This is a genomic window from Micromonospora sp. CA-244673, assembly GCF_050948395.1.
In the GTDB taxonomy this organism is placed as follows: domain Bacteria; phylum Actinomycetota; class Actinomycetes; order Mycobacteriales; family Micromonosporaceae; genus Micromonospora.
The window spans coordinates 5692208-5718775 of the sequence record NZ_CP192019.1 but is presented as its reverse complement, the minus strand read 5'-3'; the positions used below and the strand labels follow the sequence as shown (position 1 = coordinate 5718775).

23 protein-coding genes and 2 tRNA genes are annotated in these 26568 nt (G+C 72.0%); 12 read left to right on the top strand and 13 right to left on the bottom strand.

The features are described 5' to 3' along the window. Window positions 1–36: 36 nt before the first annotated feature. The 3 genes from ACQP12_RS26115 to ACQP12_RS26105 all read left to right on the top strand — a co-directional run bounded on the left by ACQP12_RS26115 (window position 37) and on the right by ACQP12_RS26105 (window position 3923). Complete coding sequence (locus ACQP12_RS26115) at window positions 37–2139, top strand: lectin (RefSeq protein WP_433282777.1); 2103 nt, start codon at window positions 37–39, stop codon at window positions 2137–2139. Window positions 2140–2215: 76 nt separating this feature from the next. Next, window positions 2216–2710 (top strand): sensor histidine kinase, encoded by a 495-nt coding sequence (locus ACQP12_RS26110; protein WP_433282775.1) that lies wholly within the window; start codon window positions 2216–2218, stop codon window positions 2708–2710. A 202-nt stretch (window positions 2711–2912) separates the two neighbouring features. Further along, entirely contained in the window at window positions 2913–3923 is a 1011-nt protein-coding gene (locus ACQP12_RS26105; protein ID WP_357939277.1) for a sugar phosphate isomerase/epimerase family protein, read from the top strand. Between the two features lie 201 nt (window positions 3924–4124). On the opposite strand, the gene ACQP12_RS26100 is transcribed toward ACQP12_RS26105, so the two are convergent. From ACQP12_RS26100 to ACQP12_RS26085, 4 genes are all read right to left on the bottom strand, one after another. Further along, window positions 4125–5309, bottom strand: coding sequence for an ROK family transcriptional regulator (locus tag ACQP12_RS26100; protein ID WP_357939279.1), 1185 nt, complete (start codon window positions 5307–5309; stop codon window positions 4125–4127). Between the two features lie 107 nt (window positions 5310–5416). Next, on the bottom strand, window positions 5417–6490 hold the full coding sequence (locus ACQP12_RS26095; RefSeq protein WP_433282772.1) for a sugar phosphate isomerase/epimerase family protein: 1074 nt from the start codon (window positions 6488–6490) through the stop codon (window positions 5417–5419). A gap of 85 nt (window positions 6491–6575) precedes the next feature. Continuing rightward, on the bottom strand, window positions 6576–9914 hold the full coding sequence (locus ACQP12_RS26090; protein WP_433282770.1) for a ThuA domain-containing protein: 3339 nt from the start codon (window positions 9912–9914) through the stop codon (window positions 6576–6578). 258 nt (window positions 9915–10172) lie between these two features. Next, window positions 10173–10559, bottom strand: a complete 387-nt coding sequence (locus ACQP12_RS26085) for a hypothetical protein (RefSeq protein ID WP_357939285.1) — start codon at window positions 10557–10559, stop codon at window positions 10173–10175. Window positions 10560–10846: 287 nt separating this feature from the next. Here ACQP12_RS26085 and ACQP12_RS26080 point away from each other — a divergent pair. The 4 genes from ACQP12_RS26080 to ACQP12_RS26065 all read left to right on the top strand — a co-directional run bounded on the left by ACQP12_RS26080 (window position 10847) and on the right by ACQP12_RS26065 (window position 14656). Then, window positions 10847–10919: transfer RNA gene (locus ACQP12_RS26080), tRNA-Asn, on the top strand. A 170-nt stretch (window positions 10920–11089) separates the two neighbouring features. Then, a complete protein-coding gene (locus tag ACQP12_RS26075; protein ID WP_433282768.1) occupies window positions 11090–13210 on the top strand; it encodes an MMPL family transporter in 2121 nt (706 codons plus the stop codon). Next, window positions 13200–14447 carry an FAD-dependent oxidoreductase gene (locus ACQP12_RS26070; RefSeq protein WP_433282766.1) on the top strand — a complete coding sequence of 416 codons (1248 nt, stop codon included), beginning with the start codon at window positions 13200–13202 and terminating at the stop codon, window positions 14445–14447. The genes ACQP12_RS26075 and ACQP12_RS26070 overlap by 11 nt, the downstream gene beginning before the upstream one ends. A gap of 132 nt (window positions 14448–14579) precedes the next feature. Further along, window positions 14580–14656: transfer RNA gene (locus ACQP12_RS26065), tRNA-Ile, on the top strand. 176 nt (window positions 14657–14832) lie between these two features. On the opposite strand, the gene ACQP12_RS26060 is transcribed toward ACQP12_RS26065, so the two are convergent. Together ACQP12_RS26060 and ACQP12_RS26055 are read right to left on the bottom strand one after the other, a co-directional pair. After that, on the bottom strand, window positions 14833–15369 hold the full coding sequence (locus tag ACQP12_RS26060) for an alpha/beta hydrolase (protein ID WP_433282764.1): 537 nt from the start codon (window positions 15367–15369) through the stop codon (window positions 14833–14835). Between the two features lie 160 nt (window positions 15370–15529). Further along, complete coding sequence (locus ACQP12_RS26055; protein WP_433282763.1) at window positions 15530–16978, bottom strand: endo-1,4-beta-xylanase; 1449 nt, start codon at window positions 16976–16978, stop codon at window positions 15530–15532. Window positions 16979–17365: 387 nt separating this feature from the next. Between ACQP12_RS26055 and ACQP12_RS26050 the strand changes: the two genes are divergently transcribed. From ACQP12_RS26050 to ACQP12_RS26040, 3 genes are all read left to right on the top strand, one after another. Further along, complete coding sequence (locus tag ACQP12_RS26050) at window positions 17366–17809, top strand: DUF5990 family protein (RefSeq protein WP_433282760.1); 444 nt, start codon at window positions 17366–17368, stop codon at window positions 17807–17809. 76 nt (window positions 17810–17885) lie between these two features. After that, window positions 17886–18485 (top strand): nucleotidyltransferase family protein, encoded by a 600-nt coding sequence (locus tag ACQP12_RS26045; protein WP_433282758.1) that lies wholly within the window; start codon window positions 17886–17888, stop codon window positions 18483–18485. A gap of 69 nt (window positions 18486–18554) precedes the next feature. Further along, window positions 18555–18944, top strand: coding sequence for a hypothetical protein (locus ACQP12_RS26040; RefSeq protein ID WP_433282756.1), 390 nt, complete (start codon window positions 18555–18557; stop codon window positions 18942–18944). 40 nt (window positions 18945–18984) lie between these two features. On the opposite strand, the gene ACQP12_RS26035 is transcribed toward ACQP12_RS26040, so the two are convergent. From ACQP12_RS26035 to ACQP12_RS26020, 4 genes are all read right to left on the bottom strand, one after another. Continuing rightward, a complete protein-coding gene (locus ACQP12_RS26035; protein ID WP_433289457.1) occupies window positions 18985–19857 on the bottom strand; it encodes a glycine betaine ABC transporter substrate-binding protein in 873 nt (290 codons plus the stop codon). Window positions 19858–19948: 91 nt separating this feature from the next. Further along, on the bottom strand, window positions 19949–20842 hold the full coding sequence (locus ACQP12_RS26030) for an ABC transporter permease (protein ID WP_433282754.1): 894 nt from the start codon (window positions 20840–20842) through the stop codon (window positions 19949–19951). Beyond that, the gene (locus ACQP12_RS26025; protein WP_433282752.1) at window positions 20839–22143 is read right to left on the bottom strand and encodes a quaternary amine ABC transporter ATP-binding protein; all 1305 of its coding nucleotides are present in this window, start codon (window positions 22141–22143) and stop codon (window positions 20839–20841) included. Before ACQP12_RS26025 ends, ACQP12_RS26030 begins: the two co-directional genes overlap by 4 nt. Window positions 22144–22623: 480 nt before the next feature. Then, complete coding sequence (locus ACQP12_RS26020; RefSeq protein ID WP_433282750.1) at window positions 22624–23211, bottom strand: TetR/AcrR family transcriptional regulator; 588 nt, start codon at window positions 23209–23211, stop codon at window positions 22624–22626. Window positions 23212–23282: 71 nt separating this feature from the next. Between ACQP12_RS26020 and ACQP12_RS26015 the strand changes: the two genes are divergently transcribed. Continuing rightward, the gene (locus ACQP12_RS26015; protein WP_433282748.1) at window positions 23283–24470 is read left to right on the top strand and encodes an FAD-dependent monooxygenase; all 1188 of its coding nucleotides are present in this window, start codon (window positions 23283–23285) and stop codon (window positions 24468–24470) included. Window positions 24471–24474: 4 nt separating this feature from the next. Here the strand turns inward: ACQP12_RS26015 and ACQP12_RS26010 are convergent, their stop codons facing one another. After that, on the bottom strand, window positions 24475–25002 hold the full coding sequence (locus ACQP12_RS26010) for an SRPBCC family protein (RefSeq protein ID WP_433282745.1): 528 nt from the start codon (window positions 25000–25002) through the stop codon (window positions 24475–24477). A gap of 2 nt (window positions 25003–25004) precedes the next feature. Continuing rightward, a complete protein-coding gene (locus tag ACQP12_RS26005) occupies window positions 25005–25313 on the bottom strand; it encodes an ArsR/SmtB family transcription factor (protein WP_433282743.1) in 309 nt (102 codons plus the stop codon). A gap of 87 nt (window positions 25314–25400) precedes the next feature. Between ACQP12_RS26005 and ACQP12_RS26000 the strand changes: the two genes are divergently transcribed. Then, the gene (locus ACQP12_RS26000) at window positions 25401–26330 is read left to right on the top strand and encodes an LLM class F420-dependent oxidoreductase (RefSeq protein WP_433282741.1); all 930 of its coding nucleotides are present in this window, start codon (window positions 25401–25403) and stop codon (window positions 26328–26330) included. A 28-nt stretch (window positions 26331–26358) separates the two neighbouring features. Here the strand turns inward: ACQP12_RS26000 and ACQP12_RS25995 are convergent, their stop codons facing one another. Next, a complete protein-coding gene (locus ACQP12_RS25995; protein ID WP_433282739.1) occupies window positions 26359–26556 on the bottom strand; it encodes a hypothetical protein in 198 nt (65 codons plus the stop codon). Between the last annotated feature and the right edge of the window lie 12 nt (window positions 26557–26568).

The window sequence follows — 26568 nt, the reverse complement described above, 5'->3', positions numbered from 1 at the left end:
GCCGGCCCCGCACCCCGTCCGGCCCTGGAGAGCGACATGAGACTCCTCCGCACCGCCCTCGGCGCGGCCACCGCCGTCCTCGCCACCCTCGCCTGCACCACCCCGGCCACCCCGGCGGCCGCCGCCGACGCCCCCTACGACGTGCTGGTCTTCTCCAGGACCGCCGGCTTCCGGCACGACGCCATCCCGGCCGGCATCCAGGCCGTCCGCGACCTCGGCGCGGCGAACAACTTCACCGTCACCGCCACCGAGGACGCCGCCCAGTTCACCACCGCCAACCTGGCCCGCTACGAGGCGGTGGTCTTCCTCAACACCACCGGCGACGTGCTCAACCCCACCCAGCAGACCGCCTTCGAGGCGTACGTCGGCGCGGGCGGGGGCTACGTGGGCGTGCACGCCGCCGCCGACACCGAGTACGACTGGCCGTTCTACGGCAACCTGGTCGGCGCCTGGTTCGCCTCCCACCCGGCGATCCAGCCGGCGAACGTGAAGGTGGAGGACCGGGCGCACGCCGCCACCGCCCACCTGCCGCAGACCTGGAACCGCACCGACGAGTGGTACAACTACCGCACCAACGCCCGGTCCACCGCGCACGTGCTGGCCACCCTCGACGAGTCGTCGTACTCGGGCGGCTCGATGGGCGGCGACCACCCGCACGCCTGGTGCAAGACGTACGCGGGGGGCCGGTCCTTCTACACCGGCGGCGGGCACACCCAGGCGTCCTACGCCGACCCCGCGTTCCGCGCCCACCTGCTCGGCGGCATCCGGTACGCGGCCGGCCGCAGCAAGGCCGACTGCCGTCCGGAGACCGGCTACGCGCCGCTCTACAACGGCGCCATCACCGGCTGGTCCCAGGCCGGGCCGGGCAGCTTCACCAACACCGACGCCACCCTCACCTCGGTCGGCGGGATGGGCCTCTACTGGTACAGCGCCCGCCAGTTCACCAACTACTCGCTCAAGCTGGACTGGCGGCTCGCCGGCGACGACAACTCCGGCGTCTTCATCGGCTTCCCGCCGTCGAGCGACCCCTGGTCGGCGGTGGACAACGGCTACGAGATCCAGATCGACCCGACCGACAGCCCCGACCGGACCACCGGCGCGGTCTACACCTTCAAGTCCGCCGACCTGCCGGCCCGGGACGCGGCGCTCAACCCGGCGGGGGAGTGGAACACCTACGAGCTGCTGGTCGAGGGCGAGCGGCTCCAGGTCTTCCTCAACGGCGTGAAGATCAACGACTTCACGAACACCGACCCGGCCCGCTCGCTCGCCGGCCACGTCGGCATCCAGAACCACGGCACCGGTGACGACGTCTCGTTCCGCAACATCCGGATCAGGGAGCTGGGCACCACCCCGCCGACCGGCAACACCACCGTGCAGGCCGAGGCGTTCAGCTCGGCCAGCGGGGTCACCCCGTTCACCAAGGCCGGCGCCAACGGCGGGCAGACCCTGGGGTACGTCGACCCGGGCGACTGGGCCGCGTACCAGGGGCTGGACCTGACCGGGGTGACCGCACTGCGGGCCCGGGTGGTCTCCGGCGGCCCGGGTGGCACCCTCCAGCTCCGCACCGGCTCCCCGACGGGCACCGTGCTCGGCCAGGTGGCGGTGCCGAACACCGGTGGCTGGACCACCTTCGCGGACGTCGGCACCGCGCTGGCCGGTGTGCCGGCCGGCAGCCAGACCGTCTGGCTGACCTTCGCCGGCACCGGCTCCGGCCTGTACGACGTCGACGACTTCACCCTGGTCCGGGGCGGTGGGAGCGGGACCGGCCCGGTCCGGGGCCTGGCCGGCAAGTGCCTCGACGTGCGGGGTGGGGCCACCGCCGACGGCACCCAGATCCAGCTCTACACCTGCAACGGCAGCACCGCGCAGACCTGGACGGTGACGCCGAACTCGACCGTGCGAGCGCTCGGCAAGTGCCTGGACGTCTCGGGCGGTGGCTCGGCCGACGGGACGAAGATCCAGCTCTGGACGTGCAACGGCACGGGGGCGCAGAACTGGTCGGCCCAGGCCGACGGCACGCTGCGCAACCCGCAGTCCGGCAAGTGCCTGGACGTCTCCGGCAACAACTCCGCCGACAGCACCCCCGTACACCTCTGGACCTGCACCGGCGCGGCGAACCAGAAGTGGACCCTGCCCTGACCGGCGCTGGCGGCGGACCGGGCGACCTGCGGGATCCGCCCGGTCCGCCGCCGGGGTGCTGCCGTACCTTGACCGTGTGGGACGCCTGGAGCGGTGGCGTCGGGTCGCCCGGGCGCGCCCGAGCGTCGGTGACGTGCTGCGGGCCGCCCTGTCGCGGGTGTGGCGCCGCGTCGAGCCGTCGGCGTCGCCCGCCGGGCCCGCACCCAGCCTCACCCGGCTGGACGCGCTGATCGACGAGGTCGCCGCCGGCCGGCCGGTGCGCTGGAGGGTGGGCGGCCAGCCCCGCCCGCTGCCCGCCGCGGTCGACGTGGCCGCGTACCGGATCATCCAGGAGGCGCTGACCGACGCGCGCCGGCACGCGCCGGGCGCGGCCGTCGCGGTCCGGCTGCGCTACGACCCGGCCGGCCTCACCGTCGAGCTACGCGGCGACGGGCCCGCCATTTCGACCGCCGGCCTGCGGACGCGGGCCGAGTCGGTCGGCGGCGCCTTCCACGCCGGCCCGCGCCCCGAGGGGGGCTGGCTGGTCCACGCCGAGCTGCCCGCCCCCGAGGACGAGGCGGAGCCGGCCTGACCGTCCCCGGCCCTTCCGCGCCGGCCGCGGCCGACCTAGAGTGAGGGCGGCGACCGCGAGGTGGCCGGTGACCCGGCGGGAGGCGCAACCCGTCGGGCCCAGACGCGATCGCGTCCACCGGTGCCCGCCGGGGTCGCCGGCACCCGGTCGCCCTCGCCCCGGTCCGCTACGGAATCCCCCATCACGACAGGGGAGAAGGACAATGGCGCGACCCATCACGCTCTTCACCGGCCAGTGGGCCGATCTTCCGTTCGACGAGGTCTGCCGGCTCGCCGCCGAGTGGGGATACGACGGCCTGGAGATCGCCTGCTGGGGTGACCACTTCGAGGTCGACAAGGCGCTCGCCGACGAGTCGTACGTGGACCGCAAGCGGGCCACCCTCGCCAAGCACAACCTCCAGGTCTTCGCCATCTCCAACCACCTGGTCGGGCAGGCGGTCTGCGACCACCCGATCGACGAGCGGCACCAGGACATCCTCCCCGCCCGGATCTGGGGCGACGGCGAGCCGGAGGGCGTACGCCGCCGCGCCGCCGAGGAGATGAAGGACACCGCCCGGGCGGCGGCGAAGCTCGGGGTGAAGACCGTTGTCGGCTTCACCGGCTCGTCGATCTGGCACACCCTGGCCATGTTCCCGCCGGTCCCGCCCGCCATGATCGAGCGCGGCTACCAGGACTTCGCCGACCGGTGGAACCCGATCCTGGACGTCTTCGACTCCGTCGGTGTGCGCTTCGCCCACGAGGTGCACCCCAGCGAGATCGCCTACGACTACTGGACCACCAAGCGGGCGCTGGACGCGATCGGCCACCGCCCCGCGTTCGGGCTGAACTGGGACCCGTCGCACTTCGTCTGGCAGGAGCTTGACCCGGTCAACTTCATCTTCGACTTCGCCGACCGGATCTACCACGTCGACTGCAAGGACGCGAAGGTGCGCACCGGGGACGGCCGGCGCGGCCGGCTCTCCTCCCACCTGCCCTGGGCGGACCTGCGCCGGGGCTGGGACTTCGTCTCCACCGGCCACGGTGACGTGCCGTGGGAGGACTGCTTCCGCGCGTTGAACGCGATCGGCTACACCGGCCCGATCTCGATCGAGTGGGAGGACGCCGGCATGGACCGCCTGGTCGGCGCACCCGAGGCGCTCCAGTTCGTCCGCCGGCTCGCCTTCGACGCCCCGTCCGCCGCCTTCGACGCGGCCTTCTCCACCAGCCGGGACTAGATTCGTCGGCCGCTACGAACTTGATGGCGTGAACGACTCGTCCGCTCCGCCGGGCGGTGACCCGGGCGGTCGGCGGGTGAGTCACCTGCGCCATCAAGTTCGTAGCGCCGAGACGGACGGTCCGCCGCCGGTGCGGAGTGGGGGAGACGAACCGGTGCGGCACGGTGACGATGATGGTCGGCGCCGCCTCCGCCGCTCCCCTCAGCGGGCGGCGAAGACCTGGTCGCTGACCAGCCGGGCCGCGCCGACCAGGCCGGCCCGGTCGCCGAGGTCGGACAGGACGATCGGCATGCTGCCGGTGGCGAGCGGGGTGGAGCGCCGGTAGACCACGCCCCGGATCTCGGCGAGCAGGACCGGCCCGATGCCCGGTGCCGCCCCGCCGATGATCACGATGGCCGGGTTGACGAAGCTGACCAGGCCGACCAGCACCTGCCCGAGCCGGCGGGCGGCGTCGCGGACCAGGGTCTGCGCGGCCGCGTCCCCCGCGGTCGCCGCCGCGGCCACGTCGGCCACGGTGAGCGCCCCGGCGGCGGCCAACCGGTCGGCGAGCGCCGTCGAGCGCCCGGCCCGCGCGGCCGTCACGGCCTCCCGCACCAGAGCGGCATCCCCGCAGTACGCCTCGACGCAGCCGGTGTTGCCGCACCCGCAGAGCGGCCCGTCCTCGCTGAGCTGGAGGTGCCCGATGTCCCCGGCGCCGCTGGCCGCGCCCCGGTACAGCGCCCCGCCGAGCACCAGCCCGCAGCCCACCGCGTCGCCCAGCTTCACGTAGAGGAAGTCCTCGAACGGCCGGCCGGTGCCGGCGTGCCGCTCGCCCAGGGCCATCACGTTGGCGTCGTTGTCCACCTGCACCGGGCAGCCCAGCTCGGCGGCGATGGTGTCGCGTACCGGGAACTGGTGCCAGCCGGGCAGGGCGGGCGGGGAGACCGGGGCGCCGTCGCGGACCGCGACCGGCGCGGGAAGCGCCACTCCGACGCCGGCCAGCCGGGCCAGCCCGGACTCGGCCCGCAGCTTGCCGAGCAGCTCGATCGCCCGGCCGATCACGACCTCCGGGCCGAGCCGCACGTCCACCGGCTCGTCGTGGCGGGCGAGCAGGGTCAACTCGCCGTCGGTGAGCGCCACCGCCAGCCGCCCGTCGCCGACCCGCACCGCCCCGAAGCGCACCTGCCGGCCGACCCGCAGCAGCGACGAGCGCCGGCCACCCCGGGACGCGGCCGGCCCGGCGGTCTCCACCAGGCCCTGCGCGGCCAGCCGGTCCGCCTCGGCGGTGAACCGGGCCCGGGGCAGGCCCAGGGCGTCGGCCAGTTCGACCCGCGAGCGCGGGCCGTCGTCGCGCAGCAGGCGCAGCAGCCGCGCCTGGTCGGCGGTCTCCGGTCCGACCATCGTCATCACGATCACCTCCCCCCGAATGTGCCACACCGGCGTCACGACCGTGTGACGCGAGGGGGCCGCCCCGGTTCCCCGGTGCGGCCCCCTGCGATCCGGTGTCGAGTCCGTCAGCCCCGCAGACCCGACATGTGCTGGTAGCTGATCTCCGCGTAGCGCAGCGACCGGCCCGGGTCGGCGGCGCCGCCCGGTGCGTTGTCCTGCTCCCACATCGGGTTGTGGTAACCCTTCGCGCCCATGTTCGCGAAGAAGGTGCCGTAGTCGATGTCGCCCTCGCCGAGCGGCACCATGGCGTAGCCGGCGGCCGTGTTCGGGTCGTACGTGCCGTCCTTGGCGTGGAACAGCGGGAACCGGATGGTCTGGGCGGCGACCACGGCCAGCGGGTCGAAGATCTTGGTCTGGGTCACCCCGTCCGGGTCGGTGTAGCTGCGGAACCGGTGCTGGGCCACGTGCGCCCAGTAGATGTCCATCTCGAACCAGACCCACTCCGGGTTGGTCCGCGCGATGAAGTACTCCAGCTTGCGCACACCGGAGGACCGCGTCGGCCGGCCCTGCGCGTCCAGCGGGCCGCTGTCGCGCAGGAAGTCGTACGCGGCGTCGTGGTTGTGCGTGTAGAGCTTCAGGCCCCGGGCGGCGGCCATCTCGCCGAAGGTGTTCCACCGGTCCACGGCGGCGTCCCAGTCGGCCTTGTAGTTGCTGCCGGTCGGGTCGTTGCCGGTGCCGATGTGCGTCATGCCGAGGATCTCGGCGGTGTCGAGGGTCTGCTCGAACGCCGCGATGGTGTCCGGGGTGACCGTGCTCGGGACGGAGGCGTGCGAGCCGTTGGCACGCAGCCCGTTGTCGTCCAGGATCTTGCGGATCTCCGCCGGGGTGATCTGCCGGCCGAGGATCGAGGTGTGCTGGGTGTACCCGGCGAACTCGACCTCCTTGTAGCCGATCTCGGCGAGCCGGGCGAGCACCCGCTCGAACCCGTACGGCACGCCGGTGGCGTCCGGGGCGGCGCCGATCCGGTCGCGGACGCTGTAGAGGATGATGCCCCGCTTGCCGGTCGGGACGAGCACCCCGTTGCCGGCGAAGGCGGCCGACGGGGCGAGCCCTGCGGCGCCGGCGGCGACGGCGCCTGCCGCCCCGGCGATGGTGCCGAGCACCCGGCGACGGCTCATGCCGTGCGATGTGTCGTTCATGTGCTGACTGCCTTTCTGACGGTGCTGGATGGTGTGGAAGGGAGAGAGTGGGGTGGGGCCGCCGGGTGGCGGCCCCACCTCGGCGTCACGGCGTGACGCCGATGCCCTGGCCGGTGAACTCGACCCAGTTGAGGTTGCCGAAGCCGCCGGCCGGACCGCCGGGGACGGTGGTCAGGACCAGGTAGAGCCTGTGCGTCCCGCCCGGGTCGCTCACCGGCACGGTGGTGCTGGTGAAGGCGTTGTTGCCGGCGGTCGCGTTGACCGTGGCGGTGGCCAGCAGCGGGCCGGTGGGGGAGTCCAGCCGGAACTGGACGCCGAACCGGGGCTGCCCGGCGGTGGCGGCGCTGCCCCCGGAGGTGCGCAGCGTCACCGACTGCATGTTTCTCAGGTTCACGGTGTTGTTGACCGCGATCCAGTCGCCGGGGTCGAGGCTGCCGCGCTGCTGCCCGCCCCCGGTGTCGGTGGTGGTGCCGACCGTCGTGCCGGACTCCTCGGTGGCGAACTCGACCTCCTGGCGCTTGGCCTGGATGATCTGCTGGTCCACCGTGGTCAGCGCCGGCTGACCGTTGGCGCCCCGGTCGGTGTACGACGCGCTGACCACGCCGTAGATGTAGCCGCCGTGCGAGGCGTCGTCGGCGTCCGTGGGCAGCACCCCGGAGCAGCCGAACTGGTTGGCCTCGCCGTGCCCGTGGCTGTCGTGGCCGAGCACGAAGGTCACCTCGACCTTGCCGCAGTCGACCGGCCCGTCCTCCGGGTCGGTGACGGTGACCGTCCACGGGATGTCGTCGCCCCAGTTGAAGAAGCCGCCCTCCAGCGGGGTTGTGACGGTGACGGTCGGCGCGGTGTTGCCGACCGTGATGGTGGTGTTCGCCGACGCGCTCTTGCCGCTGGAGTCGGTCACCGTGAGCCGGGCGGTGTAGACGCCGTTGGCGGTGTAGGTGAACGACGGGTTCGGGTCGATCGAGTCGGTGGTGCCGTTGCCGTCGAAGTCCCAGGCGAACGAGATGGAGTCCGCCGGGTCCGGGTCCTTCGAGCCGTCGCTGGAGAAACCGACGGTCAGCGGCGCCCGGCCGTTGGTCGGGGTGGCGTTCAGCACGGCGGTCGGCGCCCGCAGGCCCTTGACGTAGCTGAACTTGAGCATCGCCGCGTCCGGGTTGACGTTGAAGAACCCGTCGCCGTACGTCAGCAGGTAGAAGTTGCCGTCCGCGCCCCAGCGCATGTCCATCGGGTTGTCGCAGAGGAACGGCTTCGCCGGTGTGGTGGGCGCCTGCCCGCAGTTCAACACGTTGTTGATCTTCAGGATGTCGCCCTGGTCGTCCAGCCGGATCTCCTTGAGGGTGTCCCGGGTGAACTCACCGAAGAAGATCGCGCCGTCGTAGTACTCGGGGAACTTCGTCTCCGACCTCAGCTCCGGGTCGAAGTCGTACTTCGCCGCTCCGTGCGGGCCGACGCCGCCCGTGCCCAGCTCAGGGAAGAGCACCGGGCAGGTCTGCGTCGGAGTCGACAGGTAGGACTCCGGGCAGGGCGTCGGGGCCTGGAACGAGTACCACAGCTCCGACTTCTCCACCCGCGGCAGGTCGGTCAGGCCGGTGTTGTGCCGCGAGGTGTTCTTCGGCGCCGCGCAGTCGAACGGGGCCACCGGCGAGATCGGGTTGGTGGTCCAGTTCATCTCGATGTACGGCAGGTTCGGCTGCACGCACATCGGCCAGCCGTAGTTCGCCGGCTTGTCGACCACCATCATCCGGCCGGTGCCGGCGGGACCCCGGCCCACCTGGGCGACCGAGGAGTCCGGCGAGTAGTCGGTGATGTAGGCGACGTCGTTCTTGTCCAGGGTGATCCGGAACGGGTTCCGGAAGCCCATCGCGTAGATCTCCGGGCGGGTCTTCGCCGTGCCGGCCGGGAACAGGTTTCCCGCCGGGACGGTGTACGACCCGTCCGCGCCGACGGTGATCCGCAGGATCTTGCCCCGCAGGTCGTTGGTGTTGGCCGCGCTGCGCCGGGCGTCGACGAACGGGGCCTGGTAGACGCCGGTGGCACTGACCGAGTCGTTGTGCGGGGAGAAGCCGCCGGACCCGCCGCCGCCGGCGGGGGTGTCGTCCCCGGTGACCAGCCAGAGGTTGTTCTCCGAGTCGAACGTGATGTCGCCGGCGACGTGGCAGCAGGCGCCCCGGTCCACCGGCACCTGCAGGATCTTCTGCTCGGTGCTCACGTCCAGCGACGGGGTCTCCCCGTCGACGAACTTGAACCGGGAGAGCTGGAAGTAGCCCTTCCACTGGTCCCACGCGGCCGGGTCGGTGCTGGTGGTCGGCGCGCTGCCCGTCGGGGTGTCCAGCGGGGGAGCGTAGTAGAGGTAGACCCACTTGTTGGTGGCGAAGTCGTGGTCCACCGCCGGGCCGTACATCCCGTCCTCGCTGTTGGTGTAGACCGGGATCTGGGCCAGCACGGTGGTCTCGTTGGTCGCCGGGTCGTGCAGCCGCACGCCGCCGCGCCGGTCGGTCTGGATCACCCGGCCGTCGGGGAGGACGTCGAAGCCGATCGGCTCGCTGACGTTGGGCTGCGCCCCGACCACCGTCATCTGGTAGTTCGCCAGCACGGTCGCGCCGCAGTCGCCGTCGGTGACGCCGGCCGCCCACTGGATCGCCCCGCCGAGGTGGGCCCGCAGGTCGGCGCTGTCGTAGCTCGCCGGGGTGGCGCCGAGTCCGGTGTAGAACGAGCGGCCGCCCTGGTAGTCCTTGCACCAGGTGACCGGGTGGTCGAAGCCCATGCTGCCGCCGGCGTACGTCTTCTCGTCCACCGTGGCCAGTACGTGCGAGACGCCCCGGACGTTGCCCGCGAAGTTGTACCACCGGTCGGTGGTGGACCAGCGCTGCGGCAGCGTCTCCGACGCCGGGTGGACCCGGTCGGCGACGGTGACGGTGGCCCGGCTCGCGGCCGTCGGCGCGCCGGTGGCTCGGGTGCCGAGCAGGTCGGTGAGGAACGACCAGTCCGGCTCGGCCTCGATGGCGGAGTGGACGCCCACGAAGCCGCCACCGTCGCGGTAGTACGCCTCGAAGGCGGCCTGCTGGGTGTCGTTGAGCACGTCGCCGGCGGTGTTCAGGAACACGACGGCCCGGAACTGCTTCAGGTGGGGCTGGTCGAACTTGCGCGGGTCGTTGGTGACCTCGACGGTGAAGCGGCGCTCCCGCCCGAGTTGCTGGACGGCCTGCACGCCTGCCGCGGTAGCGGCGTTGTTGCCGTCGGCCGACCGGGTGAAGACGAGCACCTTGTACTGGATGCCGTTGCTGTTGGGTGCGGGGGCGGTGAGCACCGGCGCCGCCTGCGCCGGGGTCGGGGCCCGCTCCGCCGTCGCGACGAGCGTCGCGGCGACGAGAGTGAGCACGCTGAGATGGGCGGCGGCCCTGCGGCCGAACGGTCTTCTGCGCATCGAACCTCGCTCTGGTCGGGCGGGTCCGCCTCAGCGCCGGGACGAGGCTGAGGAGGTCGCTGGAAGGTGACGAGAGCCTGGCCAGGTTCTATGCGAGACGATATTTGCGCTCGGGATCAAAGAGAAGAGGCTGACGGCAAAAGTTTTAGCTGAACCGCTGTCACTTTTGCTTAGAATGAGCGAAAGTCGGACACGATCTTGTTCGGACAGACGGAAGCGGGCCGGTCGCCAATGGCGATCGGCCCGCTTCCGGGTGGGTCAGAGGTTGGTGCTCGTGCCGGACGACTTGGTGGTCGACGAGCTGGTCGAGCTGGTCGAACCCGTGCCGGTCGAGCCGGACTTGGCGCCCACCGTGGCCGGCGTGCCGGCGAACGGCTTGTCGGCCTCGGTCAGCCCCGGCTTGCCGCCGTTGCCGTTGCCGGTGCCCAGCTTCTCGCCGAGCTTGGTCTGCCCCAGCTTGTCCTTGCCCTCCGAGTAGAGCCGGGTCGCCTGGGCCTGCGCGACACCCGCCGCCTCCTGGACGGTCGGGTGGTCGAGCACCTTGCGGCCCCGGACCACCAGCTCCTCGTACTTCTCCCGGCCGGCACGGGCGCCCAGGACGAATCCCGCAGCCAGCCCGCCAAGAAACATGATCTTTCCGCGCATGGCGGCTCCTTCCGTACCTGACGCGCCGCCGATCCCGACCGGGTGATCCCGGGCGGGAGCGACCTTCTCGCGCCTGCGTTCTCTGTCGGCGGCTAACTACCCATCCTGCTCTCCGCTCATACCTCCCTGTGCCGAGATGGCGATTTGTCCGATATTCTGAGAGCGCTCCGAGGGTGGTCGCCGGGTGGGGGAAGTCGGGTAACCCCCCTGGCGCACCACCCCCCGATGTCCTGTACTCTTGTCCCCGTCGCACGGCGCGGAGAGATCCGCAGCCGGGTGACCTACGGTCCCCCGTAGCTCAATTGGCAGAGCAGCCGGCTGTTAACCGGCAGGTTTTTGGTTCGAGTCCAAACGGGGGAGCAACACCCACAACGCCCGTCGGCCACGCCGACGGGCGTTTCCCGTTGTGTCGCCCCTCGCGCCGGGTCGGGTGGTTTTCGCCCGGCGGTGCTTGGTGGCCCGGCAGGATGGTCGATGTCGACTTAGACTCGCGCTGCGTCGATTGCTGCGTCGATTCGAGGGTGGTCGGGATGGCCGGAGGGCGGAGTCGCTGGACCGCGACGCTGGTCGCGGTCGTCGTGGTGCTGGGCTGGCTGGTCGTCGGCGGCCTCGCCGGGCCGTACTCCGGGAAGCTCGGCGACGTCGCCACCAACGACAACGCGTCCTTCCTGCCCGCCGACGCCGAGGCCACCCGGGCGCAGGACCTCGCCGCCGGATTCGTGGACCGGGAGACGACCCCGGCGCTCGTCGTCTACGAGCGCACCTCGGGCATCACCGCCGCCGACCAGGAGCGGATCCAGGCCGAGGCGGCCCGCTTCGCCCAGCTGCCGGGCGTCGTCGGCCCGCTGCCGCCGCCGATCGTCAGCCAGGACCGGCAGGCCGTCCAGGTGGTCGTCCCGATCGACGCGGCCGAGGGCGAACAGATCGGCGCGGTGGTCGACCGGCTACGGGACATCGCCGGCACCGATCGGGACGGGCTCACCGTGGACGTGGCCGGCCCGGCCGGCCTGCTCGCCGACCTCATCGAGGTGTTCACCGCCATCGACGGACCGCTGCTGCTGGTCACCCTGGTCGTGGTGCTGGTCATCCTGCTGATCGTCTACCGCAGCCCGGTGCTCTGGGTCTTCCCGCTGCTCGCCGCCGGGATGTCGTACTCGCTGGCCTCCCTCGTGGTCTACGTCCTGGCCAAGAACGACGTCGTCAAGCTCAACGGGCAGGCCCAGGGCATCCTCACCGTCCTCGTCTTCGGCGCCGGAACCGACTACGCGCTGCTGCTCATCGCCCGCTACCGCGAGGAACTGCACCGGCACGAGCGGCCGTGGGACGCCATGCGGGCCGCCTGGAAGGGCGCTGCCCCGGCGATCATCGCCTCGGGCGCCACGGTCATCGTCAGCCTCCTCTGCCTGCTGCTGTCCAGCCTCAACTCGAACCGGGCGCTCGGCCCGGTGAGCGCCGTCGGCATCGCCGCCACCCTGCTGGTGATGCTGACCTTCCTGCCCGCCCTGCTGCTGCTCGGCGGACGGTGGGCGTTCTGGCCCCGGCGACCCGGGTTCGACCACGCCGACCCGCGGACCGAACACGGCATCTGGGGGCGGATCGCGGGCTTCGTGGCGCGCCGCGCCCGTACCGTCTGGATCGTCACCGCGGTGGTCCTGGCCGCGCTCGCTCTGGGGGTGACCCAGCTCGGCGCCACCACCCTCGGCCAGTCCGACCTGTTCACCCAGCGCACCGACTCGGTGGCCGGTCAGGAGGTGATCGCCCGCCACTACCCGGCCGGCACCGGCAGCCCGGCCACCATCTTCACCAACCAGGCCACCGCCCAGCAGGTCGCCCAGGTGGCGCAGGGCGTATCGGGGGTGTCCTCGGTCCGGCCGTTCAGCCGGCAGGGACCGGCCGGGCCGCCCGAGGTGGTCGACGGGCGGGTGCAGCTGGAGGCCACCCTCGCCGACCCGCCGGACAGCAACGGCGCCGAACGCGCCGTACGCGAGCTGCGCGTGGCGGTGCACCGGGTGCCCGGCGCGGACGCGGTGGTCGGCGGCTTCACCGCCATCAACGTGGACACCGCCGACGCGTCCACCCGCGACCGCAACGTCATCATCCCGGTGGTGCTGCTGGTCATCGCGATCATCCTGGCGCTGCTGCTGCGGGCCCTGCTCGCCCCGGTGCTGCTGATCGCCACGGTCGTGCTGTCGTTCCTGGCGACGCTCGGCCTCTGCGCGCTGATCTTCCGGTACGTCCTCGACTTCCCCGGGGTCGACCAGTCGTTCCCGCTGTTCGCGTTCGTCTTCCTGGTCGCGCTCGGCATCGACTACAACATCTTCCTGATGAGCCGGGTCCGCGAGGAATCCGTCCGGCGCGGCAGCCGGGCCGGGGTGCTCACCGGCCTGGCCGTCACCGGCGGCGTGATCACCTCCGCCGGCATCGTGCTCGCCGCCACCTTCTCCGCGCTCGCCGTGCTGCCGCTGGTGGTGCTCGTCGAGCTGGGTGTGGCGGTCGCCGCCGGGGTGCTGCTCGACACCATCGTGGTCCGGTCGCTGCTGGTGCCCGCGCTCGCGTACGACATCGGGCCGAAGATCTGGTGGCCGGGCCGACTGTCCCGGACGAACCGCAACGGCGACCGGGCCGGGGCGGAGGTGGAGCATGCCCGCTGAGACGGACGTGGTCATCGTCGGCGGCGGCCTGGCCGGCCTCGCCGCCGCCCGCCGGCTGCACCGGGCCGGCGTGCCCTGGCGGCTGCTGGAGGCCGCCGACCGGCTCGGCGGCCGGGTCGCCACCGACGAGGTCGACGGTTACCTGCTGGACCGCGGCTTCCAGGTGCTCAACACCGCCTACCCGCGGCTCGGCGGCCTGGTCGACCTCGACGCCCTCGACCTGGGCTGGTTCACCCCCGGGGTGCTGGTGCGCCGCGGCGACCGGCTGGCACGCCTGGTCAACCCGCTGCGCGACCCCGCCGGCGCGCCCGGCACCGTGTCCGCCGGCATCGGCTCGCTGGTCGACCGGCTGCGCTTCGCCGCGCTCGCCACCGGCTGCGCCACCCTGCCGATCGGCCGGCTGCTCAACGCACCCGAAACCACCAGCGAGGTCGCGCTGCGCCGGGCCGGGCTCTCCGCCGCGTTCATCGAGGAACTGCTCCGGCCGTTCCTGTCCGGCGTGCTGCTCGACCGCGAGCTGACCACCTCCAGCCACGTGCTGGCCGTCCTCCTGCGGGCGTTCGCCCGGGGCCGGATCGGGCTGCCCGCCCGCGGCATGGCCGCGCTGCCCCGGGCCGTCGCCGGCCCGCTGCCCGCCGAGCTGATCGACCTGGACACCCCGGTCGCCGAGGTCGCGCCGGGCCGGGTCCGCACCCCAACCGGCGACCTCACCTGCCGCGCCGTCGTGGTCGCCGCGGATCCGCCGGCCGCGGCCACCCTGCTGCCCCGGCTCCAACGGGTACGCATGCACAGCTACACGACCTACTACCACAGCACCGACACCCCGCCGCTGGCCGAGCCGATCCTGCTGCTCGACGGGGACCGGCGCGAACTGGTCGCCAACACGGTGGTGATCAGCAACGCGGCGCCCACCTACGCGCCGGCGGGGAAGCACCTGGTCGCCACCTCGGTGGTCGGCCCGCAGGCCCCGCCCGAGCCGCTGGTCCGCGGCGAACTGGACCGCCTCTACGGGCGCTCCACCGCCGACTGGACCCACCTGGCGACCGTGTCGGTGCCGCACGCCCTGCCCGCCGCGCCGCCGCCGCAGGGCCGGCTGCGCAAGCCGGTCACGCTCGGCGACGGGCTCTTCGTCGCCGGCGACCACCGGGACACCCCGTCCATCCAGGGTGCCCTCGCGAGCGGCTGGCGGGCCGCCGGGGCGGTGCTCGCCGAGCTGCACGGCACGGGCTGGACGTGACACCAGCGGGACCGAATGATCCGCTGCGCGCTGTTATCCTCGCGTTGCCCATCGTGCCGGCCAGATCATCAAGCCGACCCGACGGGTGATGGCCGGTGATCCGTTGAGCGGGTTACGATCCGGCGCGGTAGCGGGGCGGTAGCTCAGCGGGTTAGAGCAGGGGACTCATAATCCCTCGGTCGCGGGTTCGAGTCCCGCCCGCCCCACCACGTAGACACCCTGGTCAGCCATGGCGGCGTCGGAGCTACTGCCTGCTGCTTTGCCGCTCGATCGCCGCCTGCCCGTCTTCGCCAGCGAAGCCAATCAGTAGAGCCGGCGCGCTGGTGGCCGTCAAGGCGACTTGGCGAGCGCGGCTGCCGGATTCAGGCCATGCGGGACCAGATGCCTAGCTCGGCCAGCCAATCGTGTCGAGGAAATCCTCCACGGCGACCACGACCCGGCTGAGCACCGCGATCGACTCGGTAAGCGGGCCGGGTACGTACATACCGTGGTCCGCGCCTTCCACCTCCAGCACATGGGGTGACAGCCGGCGGGCGATGTCACCGTCCCATACCTTGTCGGCGGTCCCACCCACGAGCAGGAACGGCGCGGTTGCGCGGGCCAGCGCGTCAACCACCCACGGCAGGGTGAGCAAGGGCGTGAGCCACACCGCGGGCAGGGATCTCTCGGCGGCGACGGCTGCCGCGTTCGTGCCGAGCGACTTGCCGATCAGCAGTGGGCGACCGCTGATGGTGTCGATCAGTGGAGCGATCTCACCGCCGACCCAGCTCTCGATTTCTGGCTGGTCAGGCTTCGGAAACTCCGCGGACCACGAGTGTCGATGTACCGTTGCGCCCCGCTGCTCCGCAACATCGCCGGCATACATCAGCAGGGGAGCGCCCGGTCCGAACCGGCCGCCGGGGATCACGACAGCGTCAGCCATGCGGCCGACCCTACCCACTGATCAAGACATGTCCAGCGCGACAGCGACGGCATGCTGCGGTTCGGCTCGACGCTCGAACAGGTCATGGCGGCGGGCTCGGTTCCGCACCGAGCCCGCCCGTTCCATGGTCACTCTGCTCCTGATCGCGGGTCTGACGACGCTACCCGTTGGCGACGAGTCGGAATTGCTGGTTGGCTTGTCCGTTGCAGTCGTAGAGCTGGACCTGCTGCCCGTTGCCGGTGCCCCAGACGTCGAGGCAGCGGCCGGACTGGACACCCGTGATGGTGCCGTTGGAGTTGACGTTCCACTGCTGGTTGGTCTGGCCGTTGCAGCTGTAGATCTGGACCGCCGCGCCGTTGCCGGAGCCGGCGGCGTCCAGGCACCTGGTGCCGTACACGGTCAGTTGCTTGTTCGCGGTGTACGTCCACTGCTGGTTGCTCTGGCCGTGGCAGTCGTAGAGCTGCACCCGGGTGCCGTTGGTCTGCGACGCGTTGGGCACGTCGACGCACCGGCCCGACTGGCTGCCGACGATCCGGTTGGCGCCGTTGCTCGGCGGCGGCGTGGTCGGCGTCGGTGAGCCGGTGCCGGTCGGCGAGGGGTTGGCCGCGTTGAGGGCGTTGAGAACCGAGGTGTACGCGGCCTTCTTGTTGCCGCCGCCGTCGAACAGCAGCGGGCTCTCGTTGGAGCGCCAGGAGTCGCTGTCGCGTACGCCCCAGACGGTGATGCCGATGCAGCGCGGGACGTTCAGGCACGCCTGGGTGAGCCCGGCGTACTGGGAGGTGGAGGAGTTGGTGACGTCGACCTCGGTCAACGCGACGTCGACACCGAGCGCGGCGAAGCTGGACAGGGTGGTCTGGAAGTTGCCGGGCAGCGAGCTGCCGCCGGTGAAGTGGGTCTGCAGACCGACGCAGTCGATCGGTACGCCGCGGGACTTGAAGTCCCGGATCATGTTGTAGACGCCCTGCGTCTTGCCGTAGCTCCAGTTCTCGATGTTGTAGTCGTTGTAGCAGAGCTTGGCCGACGGGTCGGCCGTCCGGGCGGTGCGGAACGCCACCTCGATCCAGTCGTTGCCGGTGCCCTGGAGGTTGGACTGGCGGCGGCTGCCGTCCTCGTTGAACGCCTCGTTGACCACGTCCCACGCGGCGAGCTTGCCCTTGTAGTGGGCCATGACGCCGTTGATGTGGTTGATCATCGCGTTGCGCAGCGTGCTGCCGCTCATGTTCTGCATCCAGCCCGGCTGCTGAGCGTGCCACGCCAGGGTGTGCCCCCGGACCTTCATGCCGCGGCTGGTCGCCCAGTTGTAGATCTGGTCCCCGGCGGAGAAGTTGAACTGGTTCTGGTTCGGCTCCGTCGCGTCCGGCTTCATCTCGTTCTCGGCGGTGACCATGTTGAACTCGCGCGCGGCGATGGTGCTGTACGTGGAGTCGTTCAACCTGCTCGCCGCGATGGCGGTGCCGAAATACCGGCCCGACTGCGCCGCCGCGGCGCCCAGGGTGGTGGCAGCCTGGGCCAGACTCGGCACCACCAGCGCTGCCCCGGCCACCGCCAGCGCGCCGGTCGCGGCGGCCACCGCCAACCGGAAGCGGTTACGCCTCAGTAGACGTTCCATGACACTCCTCTGCATGGCCCGCGTGCCTGGTGTGGCGGCTGCCGCCATCATCGGACGCGCGGTAACTGGCTCCGAAACTTCCGAGGACTGTGCGAGAAATTCGACTGGACGATACCCGGGGTCAAGTTATCGGTCAATGTCGATTGCTCTCGTTCGCGTGGCTGCTCTTTCGGAGGCCAGCTCGGCCATGGTGCCGGTGTCCCGGCTGGCCAACCGCATCGGATCTGGCGACACGTTCCTCGATGCTCGCGCCGAAACTTCCACGACCTTCCAGCCGGAATTCCACCCGCACCCGGTGCGCGCGAAACGCTCCGGGTCCGTGCGGGTGCGGCAGCGCGGTTCGATGACCGTCCCGACCTTGTCGGTGTGCCGTCCTACAGTCGGGGGATGCTGATCCGGATCGAGGGCAGCGACCTGCCGGGACGGCGCGCCGATGCCGAGGCCGACCTGCTCCGGCTCCGCGACGTGCAGGTGGGGATGCAGCGACGGGCCGAGGTGGTCGACCGGATTCCGGCCGACGCGCGGGAAGCGGCCTGGCAGGTGGAGGTCACCAGCCGAGAGGTGGACGGGCTGCTCGACGTCGGTGGGCCGTGGGTGCACGGGCGCTTGGGGGCGCGCTTCCTCTACCTGAGCTGGGGTTCGGTGACGGACGACCGCTTCGAGCTGTTCCGCCGGGCGAAGCTCATGTTCGGTGACATCCCGACCGAGGTGCTCCGCGCCGCACACGACGGTGCCGGCGTGCTGGTCGGGCGGCTCCGGTTGACGGGCGCCGACGACGGGCCGATCTGTGCCCGGGTCCGGCCGCCCGACATCAGCTGGACGTTGGAGTGACCGCCCGGGCGGTGGAACCGGTGGGAAGCGATCTGGTGACGACCGCAGCCATGACCTGAGAGACCGCGGAGGACCCATGTCGCTCTCCACTGAGCCACGCGCTCCCCGGGCAGCCGAGCTGGCCGAGCTGCTCGCCGCGTGTCCGTGGCTCGTCCGGGTGCTGGGGGTGGTGCGGGAAGCAGGTCTACCGGACGCGTGGGTGGGGGCGGGTGTCCTCCGTGATCTGGTCTGGGGCCGGCGCTTCGGCGGTGGCTTCGAGCCCCGGGACGTGCGGGACGTCGACGTCGCGTTCTTCGACCCCCACAATCTGACCCGGAGCGGTGACGCCGCGGCGACCGAACTGCTACGACGCCACGATCCGGCGATCCCCTGGGAGGCGACCAACCAGGCCGCCGTACACACCTGGTACGAGAGCGTGTTCGGCGCCGGTCCGGTCGACGCGCTCCGCTCCATAGCCGAGGCGGTGACCACCTGGCCCGAGACCGCCACCGCGGTCGCGGTGCGTCTCGACGCCGCCGGGACCCTGCACGTGTGTGCCCCGCTCGGGCTGGACGACCTGCTCGACGGGATCTGGCGGCGCAACCCGCGGCGGGTGACGGTCGAGCTGTCCCGCGCCCGTCTCGCTCGTCACGACCCGGGCAGACGATGGCCCAAGGTACGGGTCCTGCCGCCGTAGCCACAGCCACGCCTGGAACTGAGCACGCATGCTCATCCGCGTGACTCCGCGACGCGGCAGGATCGGGGCGTGACGAAGACGACGCGTACCCTGCTCGGCGGCCTGCTCCTGGCGGCCGCGACGGTCGGCGCCTGGTGGGCGTGGCTGGGCTGGGAGTCGGGCTACACGGTCGACCTGGAGACCGGCGCGACCAGCGGCCCGTACGCCGTGTGGCAGGTGGCCGGCGCGGTGCTCACGCTGGTCGTGATCGCCGCCGTGGGTGGTTGGTTCTGGAGTCCCTGGCTCGTGGCGCCGGTGATGACGGTGGCCTTCACCGCGACGTGGGCGGCGCGGGCCGCGTCGACGGACGACACCGGGCTCTGGGCGGTGGGCGCGGCGCTGGTCGCCATCGGCACCGCCATCGGGGCGACGGTGGTCGGCGGGGGCGCGGCGTGGCTGCGCCGGCGGCGCGCGGGATGACAGTGGGGCCCGCCGGCGCGGCCGGCGGGCCCCGTTCACATCAGGCGAGCGTCTTCGCGTAGTCGGGGTTGGCCTTGAGCCACTCCTCGACGGCCTTCTCCTCGTCGCCCTTGTGGGTGTTGAACATGAGGTCCTCCAGGGACGCGAGCTGCGGTCCGTCCATCTTGAACTTCTTCAGCATCGCGGTGGCCTCGGGGAAGTCCTTGCCGAAGCCCTTGCGGGCGAAGGTGTTGATCTGCTCGGCCTGGCCGAGCGTGCCCTTCGGGTCGGCCAGGTCCTTCAACTCGTACTTGGCGTAGGCCCAGTGCGGGTGCCAGAGGGTGACCGCGATCGGCTTCTTGTCGGCGATGGCGCCGTCGAGCGCGGCGAGCATGGCCGGGGTGGACGAGGTCTTCAGCTTCATGGCCCCGTCCAGGCCGTAGCTGGGGATCACCTTCTCCTGGGTGGCCTTGGTGAGGCCGGCGCCCGGCTCGATGCCGATGAGCTGCCCGCCGAAGGTGCCGGCCTTCGCGGCCAGATCGTCGAGCGAGTCGACGCCCTCCACGTACTTCGGCACCGCGATGCTCAGGCTGGCGTCGTCGTGCCAGACGCCGAGCTTCTCCAGCTTGTCGCCGTACTTCTCCAGGTAGGAGGCGTGGGTCTGGGGCAGCCAGCCGTCGAGGAACAGGTCGATGTCGCCGCTGGCGAGACCGCCGTAGACGAGACCGGCCTCCAGGTTCTTGAGCTGGACCTGGTAGCCCTTCTCCTCCAGGATGTGCTGCCACAGGTGGGACGCCGCGATGGCCTCGTCCCAGGCCATGTAGCCGATGGTGATCTTCTTGCCGCTGGCGGCGCCGCCGTCCGACTCGGAGGTGCAGGCCGCACCGGCCAGCGCCAGGGTGGCGGTCACCGCGAGCGCGAGGACGCGCTTCATGGTCGTGAACACAGGGTTGTCCTTCCGGTTGTGGAACAGGCCGGCGGACCCGCGTACGCGGGAACTGGGGTGCCGGCGCGGAGGGCGACGGTCAGGCGGCCTCGCGCGCGAGGCGCTGTGCCCGCGCGGAGGGGAACCGGTCGCCCACGGAATCGGTGAGCCGGTCGAGCACGACGGCGAGGACCACGACGGCGATGCCGCCCTCGAAGCCGCTGCCCACCTCGACCTGGGACAGCGCGAACATGATCACGTCGCCGAGGCCGCCGGCGCCGACCATGCCGGCGATGACCACCATGGACAGGGCCAGCATGATCACCTGGTTGACCCCGGTCATGATGGTCGGCAGGGCCAGCGGCAGCTTGGTGCGCAGCAGCACCATCCACGGCGGCGCGCCGAACGACTCGGCGGCCTGGACGATCTCCCGGTCGACCTGGCGCAGGCCCAGTTCGGTGAGGCGTACGCCGGGCGGCATGCTGAACACCAGCGTGGCCAGCACGCCGGGCACGGTGCCGATGCCGAAGAAGAAGATCGCCGGGATGAGGTAGACGAACGCCGGCATGGTCTGCATGAGGTCCAGCACCGGCCGGGCGATCGCGGAGGCGCGCCTGTTCTCCGCCACGAAGACGCCCAGCGGGATCGCCAGCAGCAGGGCGAGCGCGCTGGCCACGAGCACCTGGGCGAGGGTGCTCATGGTCTCCTCCCAGTAGGGCATCCCGGCCACCAGGCCGAGGCCCACGGCGGTGCCGAGGCCGAACTTCCAGCCGCGCAGCCACCAGCCGAGCGCGGCGAGGACCAGCACGACCGCCACCGCCGGTACGCCGGTGAGCAGGTCGTTGAGCGGGCGCACGAGGGCGTCGACCACGGTGGCGACCGCGTCGAAGACCGGGCCGAGGGTGGCGGTGGCCCAGTCGACGGCGGACTCGGTCCACGTGCCGAGCGGCACGCGGGGCAGCCAGGAGTCGAGCGGAGACTGCGTCAGGCTCATACCGGCTCTTCCTTCTTGCTGATCAGGTCGAGTTCGGCCGGCGTTGCCGCGTCGGCCGGCCCGCTGTCGACGGGGTCGTCCGCCGCGGGCTCGACGTCGTCCGTCGGTGAGCTGTCGGGAGCCGTGCTGGCCAGGGCGGCGAGCAGCGTGATCCGGGGGATCACGCCGGACAGCCGGCCCGTCGCGTCCAGGACGGCCACCGGATGGACGCTCTCCGCGCACTCGGCGAACAGGTCGGCCACGGCGGTGTCCGCGGTGACCGTCCGGACCTGTTCGGTCGAGACGTACCCCGCCAGGCTCTGCCGGCCCTCACGGAACGCCCGCAGGACCTCGTCCTCGGTGACCGTGCCGAGGAACTGCTTCCGCGGGCCGGTCACGTAGACCACCGAGGTCTGGTTCTCCCGCAGCGCGCGGGCGGCCACCCGGGGGCCGACGTTGACGTCGAGCACGGTCTGCGCCTTCTCCATGACGGACGAGGCGGTGAGGATGCGGGTGCGGTCGACGTCCGCGACGAACTGCGCGACGTAGTCGTTGGCGGGGTCGGTGAGGATCTCCTCGGCGGTGCCGATCTGCACGATCCGGCCGTCCCGCATCACCGCGATCCGGTCGCCGAGACGCATGGCCTCGTTGAGGTCGTGGGTGATGAAGATGATGGTCTTGCCCAGCTCGGCCTGGAGTTCCAGGAGCTGGTCCTGGATCTCCCGCCGGATGAGCGGGTCGAGCGCCGAGAACGCCTCGTCCATGAGCAGGATGTCCGTGCCGGCGGCGAGCGCCCGGGCCAGCCCGACCCGCTGCCGCATGCCGCCGGACAGGTCGTGGGGGAGCTTGTCCGCCCACTCGGTCAGGCCGACCATGCGCAGCGCCTCCAGGGCGCGCTCGCGCCGTTCGGCCTTCGGGAGGCCGGCGACCTCCAGCGCGTACCCGGCGTTCTCCAGCACCGTCCGGTGTGGCATCAGCGCGAAGTGCTGGAAGACCATGCTGATCTTTTCGCGGCGGAGCTTGCGCAGCGCGGCGGGCCTGAGCGTGGTCAGCTCGACCCCGTCGACCCGCACGCTGCCCTTCGTGGGGCGGAGCAGGCCGTTGAGCATCCGGATGAGGGTGGACTTGCCGGAGCCGGACAGGCCCATCACGACGAAGATCTCGCCGGGGCGTACCTCGAAGTTCGCGTCGATCACGGCGGCCGTGGCCGGCAGCCCGGCGAGAGCCTCCGCGCGGGGCGCGCCGTCCGCGAGGCGCCTCATCGCCTCGTCGGTTCGGTTACCGAATATTTTGTAGAGCGACTTCACTGCGAGTGCAGGCACGATCCCCTCTCCGATGAAAACCTCTGGCGGATCGCACCATCGGTGGCCATCTTCGCGTCTCGTCCGTCGATATCAACATCGGTCACATCATTCGGGCCCTGGGGGCCGGCCCGGAAACCTACCGACTTCACTGCGGTGAATCCAGCCCGGAGTGCGGGGATTGTGGATCTGCCCACAAAAAATCGCGTTCCCCGGAAGTCGAATTCGGTCGTCGCACGCAGCAAGGACAGCCCGAGCGGGCGGCCGACGCGGGTAATTTAGGGGTCCTTGCGCCCTTTTGTCGCCGCTCGTGGCCGTCTCGTCGCCGAGGGAGTCGATTGCCGCCGCTCATCCCCGAATTTGTCGGCACTGATAGAGAACTGTCATGCGTTCGTCATATTCCGGCGCGGATCCGCCGTATCGCCGCCCGGTGCCGCGGTGTGCGTTTCCGGATCCGATGTGGACACGAGGAATCGCCGGTGATGATTCTCCGGGTCCGTTTCAGCCCTGACTCCCGCGGAACTCGGCGGCGAGGATTCGTAGCGCGTCGGTCAGCTCCCGCGCGGACGGAGCCGCCGCCGGGTCGACCAGCCACTGGGCCGCCACGCCGCCGATCAGCGCCTGGTGGAACGCGCCGAGGGCGAGCGCGGTCGACTCGTCGAGGCCCGGGTCGAGCCGGTGGAAGACCTCGGCCAACCCCAGCCGGGCCTGGCGGGTCACCCCGGCGAACGCCTCCCGCAGCTCGGGTGTCCGGTCGAGCTGCGCGATCAACTCGAACTGGACGGCCCAGAGTGGCCGTAGCCGGGCGAACGACTCGATGATCCGTTCCCACGCCGCCTCGAAGCGCTGCTCGGGTGTGGCGTCCGGCCCGGCGTCCTCGGCGAGGGCGCGGTGCAGCTCGTCGCCCCACTCCGCCATGGCCTCCACGAGCGCCTCGTTGAGCAGCGCCTTCGTGGTGCGGAAGTGGTAGCCGATGGCGGCCAGGCTGGTGCCGGCGGCGCCGGCCACGTCCCGTGCCGTGGTGGCCGCGTAGCCCTTCTCCATGAGGCAGCGCTTGGCCCCGGCGAGCAGGTCCTCCCGATTTCCCATGCCGACAGCCTAGCCGATTCCTTGAACAAGTGTCTTGCACAAACGTCTAACACGCTTGTACCGTCCTCGGTATGACTGATGTGCTGATCTCCGGCGCCGGTGTCGCCGGTCCCACGCTCGCCTGGTGGCTGCGCCGCCACGGCTTCCGGCCGACCGTCGTCGAGCGCGGCCCGGCGTTGCGCGACGGTGGCTACAAGGTGGACGTCCGGGGCGCCGCGCTGACCGTGCTGGACCGGATGGGCCTGCTGGAGCAGGTGCGGCGGCGCGACACCGGGATGCGGTCGGCCCGCTTCGTGGACGCGTCCGGCGCGCGACTGGCCACCATGGACGCCGCGCTCTTCGGTGGCCGGGAGGGGGACGACGTCGAGGTGCTGCGCGGTGATCTGGCCCGGCTGCTCGTCGAGGCGACCGGCGACGTCGAATACCTCTTCGGCGACTCGATCGCCGCGCTGGATCCGGCCGCCGACGGGGTGGACGTGACCTTCGCCGGGGGCGGGCGCCGTCGCTTCGACCTGGTGGTCGGTGCCGACGGGCTGCACTCGGCGGTACGCCGGCTCGCGTTCGGCCCCGCGGCCGAGCACCTGCGCCCGCTCGGGCACCACATCGCGATCTGCGCCGTTCCCGCCGGGTTCGGCGAGGAGCGGGTCGAGCTGATGCACCCGGCGCCGGGCCGGACCGTCGGGGTCTACCGCACCGCCGGGGCGCCGGACGCCCGGGCGCTGTTCCTCTTCCCGTCGCCGGCCGAGGAGCCCGACCACCGGGACCTGCCGGCCCAGCGGGCCGCGCTGGCCCGGGCGTTCGACGGGGCCGGCTGGCGGGTGCCCGAGTTGCTGGCCGCGGCCGCCGACGCGCCGGATTTCTACTTCGCGCCCATGAGCCAGGTGCGGATGGACCGCTGGTCCACCGGCCGGATCGCGCTCGTCGGCGACGCCGGTTACGGCCCGTCGCCGGCCTCCGGGCAGGGCACCAGCCTCGGGCTGGTCGGGGCGTACGTGCTGGCCGCCTCGCTGGCCGACGCCGGTGGGGACCCGGCGGCCGGGTTCGCCGGGTACGAGCGGCGGATGCGCCCCTTCGTCGAGGCGAACCAGCGGTTGGCCGAGCGCAACCTGGCCGGGATGGTGCTGTCGTCGGCGGCCTGGATCCGGTTCCAGACGCTGATGCTGCGGCTCATGCCGCGCCTGCCGGGCCGGGAGCGGATGATCCGCCGGGTCACCGAGCCGATCCGCCGGGCCGCGACCGCGATCACCCTGCCGGACTGACCCGTCAGTCCTTCAGGCGCTCGTCGTACGCGGCGCGCAGCTCGTCCCAGCCGAACTCCTTGGCCTCGGCGCCCCGGATCGGGCCGACCGGGTCGCCGTCGAGCAGGTGGCCGGCGACGTCGAGGCAGAGGTGCCAGCCGGCGGCCATGCTGGCGCCCAGCGCGCGGTCGTCGAAGCGGTGCCGCAGGGTCAGCCGGGTGCCGCCCGCCGTGGCGGCGAGCTCCCAGCGCAGCAACCCGTCGCCCCAGGTGTATTCGAGCAGGGTGGGTGGCTCGGCCCGCCGCACGGTGGCCGCGTCCGGCCAGCGCCGGTCGCCGTCGACGGTGCTCAGCGTGACCGCCCCGGGCGTGCCCAGGTCCCGGTCGGCGAGGAAGGGCGCCCACTCGGCGAGCCGGTCCGGCTCGGTGAGCGCCGCCCACACCTTCTCCGGCGGGTGCCGCAGGTCACGGACGAGGACCAGGTCCCACCGGTCGCCGGCCGGTGCCCAGGTGACGTCGGCGAGCGGGCCGGGCCGGAAGCTGTCGCGGTCCATGGTCACTCCTCACTGTCGAGATGGCGTTCCAGGGCGTCGAGGTGCTCGCCCCACATCCGCCGGTACGGGCCGAGCCAGTCGTCCACGGCGCGCAGCGGGCGGACGTCGAGCCGGTAGATCCGCTGCTGGGCAGCGGTGCGGCAGCTGACCAGGCCGGCCTCCCGCAGCACCTTCAGGTGCTTGGAGACGGCCGGTTGGCTCATGCCGAGCGCGTCCACGAGGTCGCCGACGCTGCTCTCCGCCCGGCGCAGCCGGTCGAGGATGCGACGTCGGGTGGGCTCGGCCAGCACGGCGAAGGCATCCCCGGACACCTCCCCAATATGCCTCGACGTTCATATGCCTGTCAAGGAATACGAGGCGCGCACGCGGCGGGCCCGCCCGCTTTCTATGCTCGGGACATGGAACTGCGGATCTTCACCGAACCCCAGCAGGGCGCCAGCTACGACCAGCTGCTCGCCGTGGCGCGCCGCGCGGAGGAGACCGGCTTCGGCGCCTTCTTCCGCTCCGACCACTACCTGAAGATGGGCTCGGTGAGCGGCGACCCGGGTCCGACCGACGCCTGGACCACCCTCGCCGGCCTGGCCCGGGACACCAGGACGATCCGGCTCGGCACCCTCATGACCGCGGCCACCTTCCGGCTCCCCGGCCCGCTGGCCATCACCGTCGCCCAGGTCGACCAGATGAGCGGCGGCCGGGTCGAGCTGGGCATCGGGACTGGCTGGTTCGCCGAGGAGCACAGCGCGTACGGCATCCCGTTCCCGCCGCTCGGCGAGCGGTTCGACCGGCTGGAGGAGCAGCTCGCGGTCATCACCGGGCTCTGGGAGACGCCGGCCGGGTCGACCTTCGACTTCCCCGGCAAGTACTACCCGGTCAGCGACTCACCGGCCCTGCCCAAGCCGGTCCAGCAGCCGCGCCCACCGATCCTGCTCGGCGGCACGGGACCGAAGCGGACGCCCCGCCTCGCCGCCCGGTACGCCGACGAGTTCAACCTGCCGTTCGCCTCGGTCGAGGACTCGGCGGCGCAGTTCCAGCGGGTCCGGGACGCCTGCGCCGAGGCCGGCCGGGATGCGTCGAGCATGACCTGGTCCAACGCCCTGGTGCTCTGCTGCGGGCGGGACGACGCCGAGGTGGCCCGGCGCGCCGCGGCCATCGGCCGGGAGCCCGCGGAACTGCGCGCGAACGGCGCCGCCGGGACGCCCGCCGAGGTCGTCGACAAGCTCGGCCGGTACGCGGAGATCGGCAGCGAGCGGGTCTACCTCCAGGTGCTCGACCTGGCCGACCTGGACCACCTGGAGCTGGTCGCCGCCGAGGTGATGCGGCAGGTCTGAGCGCGGCCGGGCCCGGGCCCGGCCGCGCTCAGCGGGCCGGCCCGCCGGCGGCCCGGGGCGGCGGCCCCGGATGGGGAATCGGGTCGGGCTCGGGTTCCGGGGTCGGCGGCGGCGCCGGTGCCGTGCCGGCCATCCCGACCGGCTCGGGACCGACGCCGGTCGGGTCGATCTCCTCTTCCGACGGATACACGTCGCCCCGGAGGCTCGGATCGCGGTAGCTGCTCATGCCCACAGGGTT

Coding starts and splice junctions, on each gene's coding strand:
- ACQP12_RS26090 (WP_433282770.1), bottom strand. CDS start 9,914: ATGCGCAGAAGACCGTTCGGCCGCAGGGCCGCCGCCCATCTCAGCGTG.
- ACQP12_RS26075 (WP_433282768.1), top strand. CDS start 11,090: ATGGCCGGAGGGCGGAGTCGCTGGACCGCGACGCTGGTCGCGGTCGTC.
- ACQP12_RS25995 (WP_433282739.1), bottom strand. CDS start 26,556: ATGAGCAGCTACCGCGATCCGAGCCTCCGGGGCGACGTGTATCCGTCG.
- ACQP12_RS26085 (WP_357939285.1), bottom strand. CDS start 10,559: ATGCGCGGAAAGATCATGTTTCTTGGCGGGCTGGCTGCGGGATTCGTC.
- ACQP12_RS26045 (WP_433282758.1), top strand. CDS start 17,886: ATGTCGCTCTCCACTGAGCCACGCGCTCCCCGGGCAGCCGAGCTGGCC.
- ACQP12_RS26020 (WP_433282750.1), bottom strand. CDS start 23,211: ATGGGAAATCGGGAGGACCTGCTCGCCGGGGCCAAGCGCTGCCTCATG.
- ACQP12_RS26105 (WP_357939277.1), top strand. CDS start 2,913: ATGGCGCGACCCATCACGCTCTTCACCGGCCAGTGGGCCGATCTTCCG.
- ACQP12_RS26030 (WP_433282754.1), bottom strand. CDS start 20,842: ATGAGCCTGACGCAGTCTCCGCTCGACTCCTGGCTGCCCCGCGTGCCG.
- ACQP12_RS26060 (WP_433282764.1), bottom strand. CDS start 15,369: ATGGCTGACGCTGTCGTGATCCCCGGCGGCCGGTTCGGACCGGGCGCT.
- ACQP12_RS26100 (WP_357939279.1), bottom strand. CDS start 5,309: ATGACGATGGTCGGACCGGAGACCGCCGACCAGGCGCGGCTGCTGCGC.
- ACQP12_RS26070 (WP_433282766.1), top strand. CDS start 13,200: ATGCCCGCTGAGACGGACGTGGTCATCGTCGGCGGCGGCCTGGCCGGC.
- ACQP12_RS26035 (WP_433289457.1), bottom strand. CDS start 19,857: ATGAAGCGCGTCCTCGCGCTCGCGGTGACCGCCACCCTGGCGCTGGCC.
- ACQP12_RS26095 (WP_433282772.1), bottom strand. CDS start 6,490: ATGAACGACACATCGCACGGCATGAGCCGTCGCCGGGTGCTCGGCACC.
- ACQP12_RS26115 (WP_433282777.1), top strand. CDS start 37: ATGAGACTCCTCCGCACCGCCCTCGGCGCGGCCACCGCCGTCCTCGCC.
- ACQP12_RS26000 (WP_433282741.1), top strand. CDS start 25,401: ATGGAACTGCGGATCTTCACCGAACCCCAGCAGGGCGCCAGCTACGAC.
- ACQP12_RS26010 (WP_433282745.1), bottom strand. CDS start 25,002: ATGGACCGCGACAGCTTCCGGCCCGGCCCGCTCGCCGACGTCACCTGG.
- ACQP12_RS26050 (WP_433282760.1), top strand. CDS start 17,366: ATGCTGATCCGGATCGAGGGCAGCGACCTGCCGGGACGGCGCGCCGAT.
- ACQP12_RS26015 (WP_433282748.1), top strand. CDS start 23,283: ATGACTGATGTGCTGATCTCCGGCGCCGGTGTCGCCGGTCCCACGCTC.
- ACQP12_RS26055 (WP_433282763.1), bottom strand. CDS start 16,978: ATGGAACGTCTACTGAGGCGTAACCGCTTCCGGTTGGCGGTGGCCGCC.